Below are 13,337 nucleotides of genomic sequence, written 5' to 3'. Positions count from 1 at the left end.
CAGCCCGCGAAAAAGCGGGCCGTCTGTCATTGTGCCGTGGGCGACTGCAGCCAATGGACGCTGAACAGGCGATCGGGGTCGGTCCACGCCGCCATCGGCTTGAAACCGGCCTTCACCGCGAGCGCGCGCAGCCCCTCGACGGTGAACTTGTGGGAGTTCTCGGTGTGGATGGTCTCGCCCTCGTCGAAGGCGAAACGCTGGCCCTCGATGGTCACGGTCTGGGCGCGCTTGCTGACCAGGTGCATCTCGATGCGCCGCAGCGGCGAGTTGTAGAAGGCCGCGTGCGCGAAGCCGTCGAGATCGAAGTTCGCGCCGAGTTCGGCATTGGCGCGCCGCAGCAGATTGAGATTGAAGGCCGCCGTCACGCCCTGCGCGTCGTTGTAGGCGGCGTGCAGCAGCGCCGGGTCCTTCACGAGGTCCACGCCCAGCAGCAGGCCGCCGCCGCGCAGCAGGCGCTGCGCCAGCTGCAGGAAGGCCAATGCCTCGTCGGGGCTGAAGTTGCCCAGCGTCGAGCCGGGGAAGAAGCCCACGCGCTGACCCATGCCCTCCCCGCGCGCCGGCAACACCAGCGGCATCGTGTAGTCGGCCACCACCGGCTGCACCGAGAGCCGCGGGTAGTCGTCGCGCAGGCGCGCGGCCGCGGCCTCGAGGTGCGCGCCGGAAATGTCGATCGGCACGTAGCGCTTCGGCGCCTCGAGCGCGTCCAGCAGCAGCCGCACCTTGGTGAGCGAGCCCGCGCCGAACTCGACGATCTCGGCGTGGGGTCCGATCTGCGCCGCGATCTCGGGCGCGCACTCGGTGAGGATGCGCAGCTCGGTGCGCGTCGGGTAGTACTCGGGCAGCTCGCAGATGCGGTCGAAGAGGGCCGAACCGGCGACGTCGTAGAAGAACTTCGGCGGAATGCTGCGCGCGCCGAGGCCCAGCCCGGCGAGCAGCTCGCGGGCGAAGTCGGAGAGCGTTGCCGCCCGCTGCGACGCGCGAAACGCGCGGAGGTTGCTTGCATGGTTGCTCATCAGAGGTCTTTCGCGAGCCGCAGCCCCGAGAACTGCCAGCGCGCGGCCGGCGGGAAGAAGTTGCGATAACTCGGCCGCGTGTGCCCCGCGGGCGTTGCGACGCTGCCGCCACGCAGCACGAGTTGCCCGACCATGAACTTGCCGTTGTATTCCGCGGCGATGCCGGGAAGCGGACGGAAGCCCGGATAGGGGTCGTAGGAAGAGCGCGTCCATTGCCACACGTGGCCGCTCATCTGCGAGATGCCGGGCGCGTCATGCGCGGCCTCCCACTCGAACTCGGTCGGCAGCCTGGCGCCGGCCCACTCGGCATAGGCGGCGGCCTCATAGAAGCTGAGCTGCGCCACCGGCGCCTGGGGTTCCAGCGGCCGCACGCCGTGCAGGCCGAACACCTGCCAGCCCACCGTCGCGCCCTGGTGGTGCAGGCGCGGATCGTCCGGCGCCAGCCAGTAGGCCGGGCAACGCCAGCCCTGCGCCTGCACCGCGGCCCAGCCGTCGGAGAGCCACAGGCCGGGCCGCTCGTAGCCGCCGTCGGCGATGAACTGGGCGTAGTCGCCGCAATTCACGAGCCGGTCGGCGATGGCGTGGGGCCTCAGCAGCGCCGCGTGGCGCGGCGTCTCGTTATCGAAGGCGAAGCCCTGCCCGGCGTGGCCGGTCTCGACCATGCCGCCCTCCCGCGGGAGCCAGCGCATCTCCGGCGCGCTCGAAGCCAGGCGCAGCGCGCTGGCCGGCGCCGGCCGGTAGGCGGGCAGCAACGGGTTGCACGACAAGGCGTGCAGGATGTCGGTGACGATCAGTTCCTGGTGCTGCTGCTCGTGATGCAGACCCAGCGTGACGATGGCCTCGATCGTCGGCCATTCGGTGCTGCCGGCCGAAGCCGGCGCCTCCAGCAGCGCGAGCACCGCTTCGTCGACGTGCGCGCGGTAGGCATGCACCTCTTCCAGCGAGGGCCGCGTGAGCAGTCCGCGCCGCGGCCTCGGATGGCGCGGCCCCAGGGCCTCGTAGTACGAGTTGAAGAGGTAATGAAAACGCGGATCGAAGGCGGCATAGCCCGTGGCGTGCGGCTGCAGAAGCACCGTCTCGAAGAACCAGGTGGTGTGCGCCAGATGCCACTTGGTGGGGCTCGCATCGGGCATCGACTGGATGCACTGGTCCTCCGCCGACAGCGGCGCGGCCAGGGCGAGGCTGTGCGCGCGGACGGCCTGGAAACGAGCCCGCAGATCGGCGCGCTGACCTTCCGCCGCCGGCGGGGTCGGCCGGATGAGATTCATGGGGTCTCCAGTTTGTAGTTGACGGTTTTTAGCCCATGGACAAAGGCGAATGCCGTAGGACAAATCCCCGCCAGCACGCTGGCAGGGGGTCCCCGGCACCGCCGAAGCCCGCCACTTTCGCACAACCCGGCCACGCGCGCTGGGCGCTGCGTATCATCCGGCGCATGAGCACGCCTACCGCCCCCGGCCGCCCCCGAATCGTCATCGTCGGCTGCGGCTTCGGCGGCCTCGAGGCGGCGCGCAAGCTGGAGGGCGCGGATGTCGACATCACCATCGTCGACAAGACCAACCACCACCTCTTCCAGCCGCTGCTCTACCAGGTGGCGACGGCCGGCCTGGCGGCCCCGTCCATCGCCGCGCCGACGCGGCTGCTGTTTCGCAGGCAACCCAACATCACGACGTTGCTGGGGGAGGTGACGCGCATCGACCCTGCTGCCCGCGAGGTCTGCCTGGCCGGCGGCACCCACCTCGCCTGGGACCACCTGATCGTCGCCGCCGGTTCCACCCACAGCTATTTCGGCCGCGACGAATGGGCCCCCATCGCGCCGGGCCTCAAGACCCTTGCCGACGCCTTCGAGATCCGCCGCCGCGTGCTGCTGAGCTTCGAGGCGGCCGAGGTCGAGCTCGATCCCGCGCGGCAGCGCGCGCTGCTGACCTTCGCCGTCATCGGCGCGGGGCCCACGGGTGTGGAGATGGCCGGCACGCTGGCCGAGATCGCCCGCCACACGCTGGAAGGCGAATTCCGCCGCATCGACCCGGGCAGCGCCGAGGTGCTGCTGATCGAAGGCGGTCCGCGCGTGCTGCAGGCCATGCCGGAATCGCTGAGCCTGCGAGCGCAGGAGCAGTTGCAGAAACTGGGCGTGCAGGTGCGCCTCAATGCGCGGGTCACGGCCATCGATGCGACCGGGCTGGAGGTGCAGTCGCCCTTCAGCGATGGCGGCGCGGGTGTGGGCAGCCACCGCATCGACTGCCACTGCGTGATCTGGGCCGCGGGCGTCGCCGCGTCGCCGCTGGGGCGTCTGCTGGCCGAAACCACCGGCGCCGAGACCGACCGCGCGGGACGCGTGAAGGTGCTGCCCGACCTCAGCGTGCCCGGGCACCCGGACATCAGCGTGGTGGGCGATCTGGCCGCCGCGCTGAGCTACCGGCCGGGCAAGGAGCCGACGCCGGTGCCCGGCGTGTCGCCCGGCGCCAAGCAGATGGGCCGCGCCGCGGCGGCGAACATCCTGCGCCGCATCGCGGGCAAGGAGACGCTGCCCTTTCGCTACAGCGACTATGGCAACCTCGCGACCATCGGCCGCAACTCGGCGGTGGTCGACCTCGGCACGCCCCTGGGGCCGCTGCGCTTTTCAGGGCGAATGGCCTGGTTGTTCTGGCTGTTCGCGCACGTGTACTTCCTCATCGGCTTTCGCAACCGCATCGTGGTGCTGATGGACTGGGCGAGCGCCTACTGGAGCTTCCAGCGCCATGCGCGGGTGGTGGCGGACGTGAGGGGCCGAGGGGAGTCCTGAGGCCCGTTGGTCGGCATCGGTCAACGTGCCCAGGAACGCCGTTACGTCGCGGATCTCCGCCTCGGTCAATGCCGGCTTGCCGCCCCGCTCCCGGCCGAAGGGCGGGTCGGTGTTGACGTTGTCGTGGTACTGCCGGGGCAGATCGTCGAAGACCTCGGTCTTTCCATCCTTGCCGCGCCCATACCAGCGCTGCGGCGCCGTGTCGCGCTGCGCGTAGAAGCGCAGCACCTGCGCGAGCGAATGGAACACCCCGTTGTGGAAGAAGGACTGCCTGACCGCGACGTTGCGCAAGGTCGGCGTGCGGAACAGGCCGCAGTATTCAGGCCGGTCCGAGAGGTCGGTGCGGATCGGGCCGCACAGCCCGAGGTCGTGGTACGCCGGATCGGCATTGACCGCCAGCCGGCGGTTGCGCGGCACGCCGAGCGCGATCATGCCGAAATCGGTGAAGAGCGGAAAGGCGCCGTCCGCGCTGCGCTGGCTGATGTGGCACGCGGCGCAGTTGCCCTTGTCCGGGTCCTCGAAGAGCTTCAGGCCGCGCGCCTCGGCCGCGTCGAGCTTCACCTCGCCGCGCAACACCCTGTCGTACTTGCTGGTGAAGGGATAGAAATCGGCCGGCGATTCCTGGAAGGTCTCCAGCGCCAAGCCCGCCGCGCGGAAGGCCGCCGACGCGTCGCGGAACAGCTCGTCGCCGAAGGCCGCGCGCATCTGTCCGGCGTAGGCCGCGCGCTCGAGCCTGCGGGCGACCGCCTCGACGGAGGCGTTGTCCATCTCGGCCGCTGCCAGCAAGGGCAGCCCGGCCTGCTCGTGCGCCGAACCGGCACGGCCATCCCACATGCGGCCGCCCGTCGGCCCGCCATCCACGCTGTCGTCGCCGTCGTTGTCGTGGTGGTGCTCGCTGAAGGCGCCGAGCGTCTGCAGGTAGCGCAGCGTCGGCGCGGCGCGCGCGCCCTGGGCGCGTCCGTCGGCGCCGCCCGGTTGCACGGACAGCGCGTTCGGTGGACCATAGGCATGCTTCGGGTCGTGGCAGCTCGCGCAGGACTGCCGGCCCGACGCGGACAGCGAAGGATCGAAGAAGATCAGTCGCCCCAATGCCGTCAGCTGCGCGGGACTGGGTGGTGGGCGACCAGGGACGGGTGCATAAGGCGCGCCGGCATAGGCGGGCCTTGAAGGCTCTGCCGTTGGCGCTTCCTGCGCCAGGACCGGCCGGTCGCAAACAATGAACAGCGCGCCGAGCAGCAGCGCGCCCGACGCCGACGGGCGCCGGAGACGCCGAAGAATGCGGCAAAGGAGGACAACATGTTCGATCTGCATGAAGGATGCTGCCCCGCGGGCGGCGATGACAGTCGCGCGCCGAGCGCAAGGCCCCAGGATGGCACGGAATTGACGCGACCGGAACGGCCGCGTCATCCGCAGCGCCGCCGCGTGCTTCGCGCCCTGCCGCGATACGCCGTCGCCGTCGCCTCGGCCTGTCTCGTCGCCGCCTGCGGCGGCAATGCATACGCCCCCGAGGGGGACGCGGGAGCCGTCACGCGGGGGATCGTCACCGGCAGCTACTTCCGCAATGCCAGGGTCTGCATCGACGCCAACGTCAACGGCCGCTGCGATGCCGGCGAGCCCAGCGCGATGACCGACGGCAGTGGCGTATTCACGCTCGAGGGGCGGGGCGCCGTGGTGGCCGAGATCGATGCCTCCAGCCAGCGCTTCGATCCGGCCACCGGCGCCACGAGCGCCGTCGCCCAGCCCCTGGTGTTCCGCGCTCCCGCGCGCGCCAACGGCACCGTGAGCGCCATCAGCACCGAGCTGTACGCCCTGATGGATGCCAATGGCGGCGACCTGGCCGCCGCGCGCAAGGAGCTCGCCGACCGGCTGGGCGTCACGCAGGCCCAGTTGCTCGCCAATCACAACACGCTCGCCGATCCGGCGGCCAAGGCCGCGCTGCAGACCGAGATCGACCAGTCGCTCGCGCGCATCGCCGAAGCCACCGCCGAGGCCGGCGCCACGGGCGACAGGGTCCGGGCGCTGCGCAACCGCTTCGCCCTGGGCCAGATCAGCAACGTCGTCATCATCTACGCGGAGAACCGCGCCTTCGACAATCTCTTCGGCCTCTACCCCGGCGCCAACGGCATTCCGGGCGTGAACCCCAGCTCGAGCGCGAGGGCCGACGAACCGCAGAAGGATTTCGACGGCTCGATCCTGCCCGCGCTGCCGCCCGTGTGGGGCGGCGTCACGGCCGCGGGACAGACCACCGTCATCACGCAGGCCCAGACGGTGGGCATGCCCAACAAGCCGTTCCGCATCGACGATGCGGCCGGCTTCTTCCACTCGGGCAAGGCGGTGCCGCCATCGCTGATCACGCGCGACCTGGTGCACCGCTTCTACAACAACCAGATGCAGATCAACGGCGGCAGAAACGACAAGTTCGCCGCCTACTCGGACGCCGGCGGCCTGAGCATGGGCTACTACGACGGCAGCGGGATGGCCCTGTGGAAGCTGGCGCGGCAGTACACGCTGGCCGACAACTTCTTCATGGGCGCGTTCGGCGGCTCGTTCCTGAACCACCAGTACCTCGTGTGCGCCTGCGCGCCCACCTACCCGGATGCCGATGCCGCCACCTCGCCGGCCAGGACATCGATCTCGGCCATCGACGTCGACGCCGCCGGCCGCTTCCTCAGGCTGACACCAGCGGCGAACTCGCCCGCCTCGGTGCTGAGCGGCGCAGCGATCTACAAGAACGACGGCAACCTCACGCCCAAGGATGCCGCGGGCATGTTCCATGCGGTCAACACCATGCAGCCGGCCTACCAGCCGAGCAGCAACGCGCCGGCGGCCAATGACAGCAGCAGACTCTTCGCCGACCCGGCCAGCCCCACCACGCTGCCCCCGCAGACGCAGACCACCATCGGCGACCTGCTCGACAGGAAGGGCCTGAGCTGGGCCTGGTACGCCGGCGCGTGGAACAGCACCACCGCCATCGCCAGGGGCGACCGCCACTTTCCGGCGGCCGTGCCACCGGCGGCGAGGACGCCGAACTTCCAGTACCACCACCAGCCCTTCAACTACTACGCGGCCTTCGACCCCGTCCTGCACCCGCAGGCGCGCGCGGCGCACCTGAAGGACTTCGACAGCGACTTCCTCAAGGACGCGGCCGCGGGCACCCTGCCGGCCGTGAGCTTCTACAAGCCACAGGGCAACCTGAACCAGCACGCCGGCTACGCCAGCGTGGCCGAGGGCGACGCGCACATCGCCGAGGTGATCGCCCGGCTGCAGCAGAGCCCGCAATGGAAGAACATGCTGATCGTCGTCACCTACGACGAGAACGGCGGCTTCCACGACCATGCCACCGTTCCCAAGGGCGACCGCTGGGGCCCGGGCATGCGCATTCCCGCATTGATCATCTCGCCCTTCGCGCGCAAGGGCTACGTCGACAAGACCCCGTACGACACGGGTTCCACGCTTCGATTCATCACGCACCGCTGGTCGCTGCCGCCGCTGCCCGGACTGGTCGAGCGCGACACCGCACTCGTGAAGAACGGCGGCAAGCCCATGGGCGACCTGACCGGCGCGCTGGATTTCTCCAGCCATTCCTGATGCCTTTTCTGTCGTTTCATTTGCAACGATGCTGATTCGGACTTCATCTCCCAATTCAAATCCTCGGACCGACAATTAACGAGAGCCTGCGCAATTCAACGACATCGCAAAGCCGAATTCCGGAAAGAATCGGAAGCGCCTCTTCTCCGGGGCGCGGAGGCTTGTCAACGCGACAAAACAAGGCCATCCTTGCAAGTCAACGAGATGCCGATTCGCAGTCATCGAGCGGCTGAATTAGCCGAAATCGAAGGCTCCAATCAGGGGAGAAAAAGACAAATGCCCGCGTGTCGCGCAGGAATGGCCAATGGAATTTCGAGGGCGGCAATTGCCTCATTGATCATTGGCCTCTTGCTCACCGCGACATGGCCCGGCGCCGCGCGCGCGCAGGCCATTGCCTTCTCCGGCTCACTCAGCGGCTACGGCCGCATCTATGGCCAGCCCACGCTCGATGGCGCGCGGCTCGCGGCCGAGGAAGCGGGCGAGCGCCTCGACGTTCACGACGACAAGAGCACCGAGGACGGCGCGAGGGAGGTCGCCCGGCAGATCGTCGCGTCCAACGCGCTGATGGTCGTCGGGCCGATCCTGACGCCGACATCGCTGGCCGCCGGCCCCATCTACGCGGACGGCGGCATGGCGTCGATCGTGACAACCGCGACGGGCGCCGGCGGCCTGCGGAGTTCGACCACCTTCCGCACCATGGCAACGACGCCGGAACTCGGCGCCTTCCTCATGGACTATCTGCATGGCGCGCTGGACCGATCCAGCGCGATCGTCCTGGCCCGGGACGCCGCTTTCGGCCAGCAGTTCGTCGAGGGCGCGAAAAGCAGCGCGCAACGCCTGGGCCTCGATGTCAGCTATCACCTCTTCAAGACGGCGGAGGAGGCCCAGCAGCTGGCGCTCGCGGCCGCCGCGGACCACACCCGTGCCGTGATACTCGGCACGCTGGCCGATGACTCCGTCGCAATCCTGCGAACGCTGCGGCGCCATGGAATCACGACGCCCATCCTCGGCACGACCGTCATGGCCGGCGATGCGTTCTCGGCCTTGTTCGAGAAGGAACACGAAGGGGCCGCATTCTTCATGGACGGCGTCTATGCGGAATCGCCGATCATGCTGGACAGCGCGAATGCCGAAACGGTGGAATTCGCCGATCGCTTCGAGGCCCGGTACCACCGGGAGGCCACCTGGCTGGACGTGCTCGGCTTCGATGCCACCAACCTCGCGATCGCGGCGCTCCATGCCTCTGGCGGCCATTCGCGCGAAGCGGTGCTCGCCTGGCTGCGGGGACTGAACGGGCCGCAGCATGCGCTGAAGAGCTTGGCCGGCCCGCTGTGGTTCGGGCGCCCGGAGTCCATCCGCATGGGTCGCTTCCACCGAACGCTGTTCGAATCCGCGCCGGTGCAGCTCGTGCCCGTGTCCAACCCGGACCAGGCGGAGATCGCCTCGGGCCGGCTGGTCGACCTCGGCGCGAACCGCTACGCGCACAAGCAGCAGGTCGTCTACACGGGGGTGTTCCTGAACGAGCTTCCCCGCATGGACATACCGGCATCGACGTTCACCGCCGATCTGTACCTGTGGCTTCGCTTCGCGCATGGCGACTCCGACCCGGGCGACGTCGACTTCCCGGACATGGTGCGCGGCAGCTTCGACCCCGCGCGCCCCGCGACGGAGCGCGCCATGGACGATGGAACGACCTATCGGCTGTGGCGCATCCGGGGCGATTTCAAGACCCACTTCGACCTGCATCGCTATCCCGCCGACGCGCAGACACTGACGGTGAGCCTGTTCAACGCAAGAGCCGCGCTCGGGCGCCTCGTCTATGTCCAGGACCGCCGCTCGCCGGGCGGCATCGCACCCGATGCCTTGCGCGATCTCACGCAATGGCGGCTGGTGCGCGTCGACGAACGCCGGGATGTCCAGACGACGCAGTCCGCGGTCGGAGACCCCACGCTCGAGGGCATCGAGCGCGTGCGCGAGCTCTCGGGCTACCGGGTGGAGGTCACGGTGGCGCGGCGCACGGCGGCAACGCTGGTGAAGAGCCTGCTGCCCCTGGGCATCCTGACCCTCATCATGTTCGCTTCGCTCTACTTCAGCGACGAAGGGGCCAAGATCGGCGTGGCGATCACAGGCTCGCTGTCGAGCATGGTCCTGCTCAATTCGATCAACACGCAGTTCGGGCCGGTCGGCTATACGCTGGCGATCGAGTATGTGTTCTACCAGTTCCTCGGCCTGTGCCTGCTGTGCATCGTTTCGGTGCTGGCGCGGGAGCGCCTGTGCAAGGCCGAGCTGCGTCGGGCCGCGGCCATCACGCAGCAGGGCATCCGCATCCTATTCGTGGCGGTCGTGGGGGGAACGGCGCTGGTCGCGGCGCTGGTCCTGTGAGCGGGAGCGCGGCGGACGCTAGGCCGGCTTGTTCTCCGCCTCCTGCAGCAGGCGCCACATTACCTTGCCGCTGCCGCTCTTGGGCAGCGCATCGACGAACTGCACCTTGCGCGGGATCTTGTAGACCGCCATGTTCTCGCGGCACCAGTCGATGATCTGCTGCTCGGTCGTGTCCTTGTGCGTGGCCCGCAGCACGACCACCGCCTTGACGGATTCGCCACGGTAGTCGTCCTTCATCGCGATCACGCAAGCTTCCTGGATCGCGGGGTGCCGGAACATCAGCAGCTCGACCTCGGCCGGCCAGACCTTGAAGCCGCTCGCGTTGATCATGCGCTTGAGGCGGTCCGTCATGAAGAAGTAGCCGTCCTCGTCCATGCGGCCCATGTCGCCGGTGCGGAAGAAGCGCTTGCCCTCGAACTCGATGAAGGCCGCCGCCGTGGCGTCGGGCCGCTTCCAGTAGCCCTGGAAGACCTCGGGGCCGTGGGTGATGATTTCGCCCGATTCGCCCACCGGCATCTCCCGCAGCGTGTCGGGGTCGACCACGCGCGAATCGGTACTCATGTAGGGGATGCCCAGGCATTGCTGCTTGGGGTGCTCGAAGGGATTGGCGTGCGAGGGCGCGGCGGTCTCCGTGAGACCATAGCCTTCGAGGTAGCGCAGGCCGTACTGCTCCAGCAGGCGCTGCGCCACCGCCTGCGGCATGGCGGCGCCGCCGCCGCCGATGTAGCTCAGGCTGCTCAGGTCGAAGCTCGCGAAATTCGGGCTCGCCATCAGGTCGATGACCATGGTCGGGATGTTGGTCCAGCTCGTGACCTTGCGGCGTGAGATCAGCCGCCCCGCCACCTCGCGGTCCCAGCGCGGCATGATGACCAGCGTGCCCGCGATCAGGATCGTGGTGTGCATCATGCTCACCGTGCCGGTGATGTGGAACATCGGCACCACCGCGAGCACCACGGCCTCCGAAGAGCCCAGGCCCCAGATCTGGCCGGCGAAGGCGTTGTGGTTCAGGCTGGAGTGATGATGGATGCAGCCCTTGGGCAGGCCGGTGGTGCCGCTGGTGTAGGGCAGCAGCGCCATGTCGTCGGCGCCGACCACGTGCTCGGGCGGCGCATGGCCCGCGTTGAGCGCGTCGGTCCAGGCCATGACGGCGCCGTCCGCCAGCGCGGGCAGCGGGTGACGCGTCAGCAGCCAGTCTCGCCAGGCGGGCACGGGCGCCTCGTCGCCGCTCACCCCGGCATCGAAGGTGTCGGTGAACTGGGTCACGATCATGTGCGCCAGTCGCTGACCGGGCGCCAGCGCGTCGCTGGCCTTGACCAGCTCGGGCGCCAGGTCGCCGGTGGTGATGGCCACCCTGGCATCCGGGTCGAGGATGTAGTGCTTCAGCTCCTCGGCGCGGTTCATCGGATTGACCGGGACCACGACGGCGTTGGCGCGCAGGATCGCGAAATGCGCGATCACGAGCTGCGGGCAGTTCTGCATGTCCAGGATCACCCGGTCGCCGCGCTTCACGCCCAGCGCATGCAGCGTGCCCGCCAGGCGCTCGGCCTGCGCGGCGAGTTCCCGGTAGCTGATCTCGCTGCCGAAGAAGACCAGCGCCGCCTTGTCGGGAAAGCGGGCGGCGGCGGTCGCGAGGTTGTGCCACAGCGAGGTGGCGGGAACGGTGATCGAACGGGGAAGGCGCTCGGGCCAGAACTTGTAGTGCGGGCGATCCATACAGTCTCCAAACAGCGCCCGAGCCTACGATGCCACGGCCCGCGCCCCTATCGGGGAAGCCCCGAAGCCGTCACATGGGTGACTCCACCGTGAAAGATGCTTCCTTGGCGCCCCGCCGACAGACGGCGCGCCCTTTCTGCACTAAAACGGCAGCTTCGTTCAACCCCACCGAGGAGTTCACATGGCAGCAGACAAGCACGCAAGCGTTCACTGGGAAGGCGCCGGCAAGACCGGCAAGGGCCAGATCAGCACCGAAACCGGCGCGTTGAAAAGCTACCCCTACGGCTTCGCGAGCCGCTTCGAGGACGACACGCGCGGCACGAATCCGGAGGAGATCCTGGGTGCGGCGCATGCCGGCTGCCTGACGATGGCACTGGCCTTCGCGCTCGAAGGCGCTGGCTTCACGGCGACCTCTATCGACACCAAGGCCGCCGTGCGCCTGGCGAAGGACGGCCCGGGCTTCAAGATCGACCGCATCCAGCTGGAAGTGGAAGCCAGCATTCCGGGCATCGACGAGGCCAGGTTCCAGGAACTCGCCGCCGGGGCCAAGGCGGGTTGTCCACTGTCGAAGGCCCTGGCCAGCGTGCCGGAGATCACGATGAAGGCGACGCTCAAGAAGTGAAGTGAGGCGCGGGCCGGTCCGTGGCGGGATGGGCATCATCCCAGCAGGGCCGGCACCCAATGGTTGATGAGCGCGCCGCCGATCACCAGCCAGGCGAACAGGATCAGGGCGAGCAGCAGCGGCCGGACGCCGGCCTTCCGGATCGCCGCGAGCTGCGTCGAGAGGCCGAGCGCGGCCATCGCCATGGCGAGCAGCACCGTGTCGATGTCGGTGGCGACCGCGACCACGCCGGCAGGCAGCAGCCGCAGCGAATTGAACGCGACGACGGCGATGAACCCGAAGGCGAACCACGGCACGACGAGCCCGGTCTTCGGCTGACCGGGGGCCCGCGCTTCGGCCGATGCCGTGCCGCCCGACCTGGCGGCCCCGTCTCGCGCCAGCCACGCCGACAGCATGACCAGGAAAGGTGCCAGCATCATCACGCGCACCATCTTCGCGATCACGGCGGAGTCGGCCGCATCGGCGCCGACTGACCGCGCCGCCGCCACCACCTGGGCGACCTCGTGGATCGTCGACCCCGCATATATGCCGAAGCCGCCGGTGCCGCCCGGTATCAGCCGCCAATGCTCGTTCAGCTCGAACAGGACGGGGTACAGGAAGATCGCCAGCGTGCCGAAGACCACGACGGTCGCCACGGCCACCGTGACCTGCTCCGCCCTCGCGCGCACCACCGGCTCGGTCGCCATCACGGCCGCGGCTCCGCAGATCGAGCTGCCCGCGCCGATCAGCATCGCCGTCTTGCGGTCCATGCCGAGCACCCGGGTGCCGATGAAGCAGGCCCATGCGAAGGTCGAGCCCAGCACCAGCGCGTCGATCACCACGCCGGCCACCCCGACGTGCCCGACATCCTGCATCGTGAGCCGCAGCCCGTAGAGCACCACGCCCAGGCGCAGCAGCGTCTGCTTCGCGACACCCACACCGGGCGCGCCAAGGGCGGCGAAGCGTGGGTAGACGGTGTTGCCGACCAGCATGCCGAGCACGATGGCCAGCGTCAGCGCGCTGAAGCCGTGCAGCCGGAACCAGTCGATATTCCCCAGCGCCGTGCCGGCGGCGGCAAGGGCGCCGCTGAGCGCCAGGCCGGGCAGCAGGCGGGACACGGTGCGGGCCGGGCGCTCGGCCATCGTCGCAGGCGCGGAAGGGGTCGCTATGGAAGTGGGACTCATCGGTTTCGGCTCTCTGTTCGTTCGGATTCGTTCACTGCAGGTGCGAATCTAGAGGTCTGTCACCGACCCGTCCAACA

General features: G+C 69.0%; 8 protein-coding genes and 1 pseudogene. 4 read left to right on the top strand and 5 right to left on the bottom strand.

The features are described from left to right. Positions 1-26: 26 nt before the first annotated feature. Positions 27-1,013, bottom strand: coding sequence for an L-histidine N(alpha)-methyltransferase (gene egtD, locus AC1DNF_RS14430; RefSeq protein WP_478149290.1), 987 nt, complete (start codon positions 1,011-1,013; stop codon positions 27-29). After that, positions 1,013-2,281, bottom strand: coding sequence for an ergothioneine biosynthesis protein EgtB (gene egtB, locus AC1DNF_RS14425; protein WP_478149289.1), 1,269 nt, complete (start codon positions 2,279-2,281; stop codon positions 1,013-1,015). Before egtB ends, egtD begins: the two co-directional genes overlap by 1 nt. A gap of 164 nt (positions 2,282-2,445) precedes the next feature. Between egtB and AC1DNF_RS14420 the strand changes: the two genes are divergently transcribed. Next, the gene (locus AC1DNF_RS14420) at positions 2,446-3,792 is read left to right on the top strand and encodes an NAD(P)/FAD-dependent oxidoreductase (RefSeq protein WP_478149288.1); all 1,347 of its coding nucleotides are present in this window, start codon (positions 2,446-2,448) and stop codon (positions 3,790-3,792) included. Positions 3,793-4,410: 618 nt separating this feature from the next. On the opposite strand, the pseudogene AC1DNF_RS14415 reads toward AC1DNF_RS14420, so the two are convergent. Beyond that, positions 4,411-5,103: pseudogene (locus AC1DNF_RS14415) on the bottom strand (cytochrome-c peroxidase); the annotation flags it as partial. Between AC1DNF_RS14415 and acpA the strand changes: the two are divergent. Together acpA and AC1DNF_RS14405 are read left to right on the top strand one after the other, a co-directional pair. Continuing rightward, positions 5,089-7,380: an acid phosphatase gene (gene acpA / locus AC1DNF_RS14410; RefSeq protein ID WP_478149287.1), complete on the top strand. Its 2,292-nt coding sequence runs from the start codon at positions 5,089-5,091 to the stop codon at positions 7,378-7,380. The pseudogene AC1DNF_RS14415 and the gene acpA overlap by 15 nt on opposite strands. 348 nt (positions 7,381-7,728) lie before the next feature. Then, positions 7,729-9,762, top strand: a complete 2,034-nt coding sequence (locus tag AC1DNF_RS14405) for an ABC transporter substrate-binding protein (RefSeq protein ID WP_478149286.1) — start codon at positions 7,729-7,731, stop codon at positions 9,760-9,762. 18 nt (positions 9,763-9,780) lie between these two features. Here AC1DNF_RS14405 and AC1DNF_RS14400 read toward each other — a convergent pair whose 3' ends face one another. Next, positions 9,781-11,475, bottom strand: coding sequence for a long-chain fatty acid--CoA ligase (locus AC1DNF_RS14400; protein WP_478149285.1), 1,695 nt, complete (start codon positions 11,473-11,475; stop codon positions 9,781-9,783). A 181-nt stretch (positions 11,476-11,656) separates the two neighbouring features. Here AC1DNF_RS14400 and AC1DNF_RS14395 point away from each other — a divergent pair, with 181 nt between their 5' ends. Further along, positions 11,657-12,097 (top strand): OsmC family protein, encoded by a 441-nt coding sequence (locus AC1DNF_RS14395; RefSeq protein WP_478149284.1) that lies wholly within the window; start codon positions 11,657-11,659, stop codon positions 12,095-12,097. 35 nt (positions 12,098-12,132) lie between these two features. On the opposite strand, the gene AC1DNF_RS14390 is transcribed toward AC1DNF_RS14395, so the two are convergent. Then, the gene (locus AC1DNF_RS14390; protein WP_478149283.1) at positions 12,133-13,260 is read right to left on the bottom strand and encodes a YeiH family protein; all 1,128 of its coding nucleotides are present in this window, start codon (positions 13,258-13,260) and stop codon (positions 12,133-12,135) included. Between the last annotated feature and the right edge of the window lie 77 nt (positions 13,261-13,337).

This window comes from Variovorax sp. 01T432 (assembly GCF_056398605.1).
The sequence above is the reverse complement of the archived record's forward strand: the minus strand, read 5'-3'. Positions and strand labels throughout refer to the sequence as shown.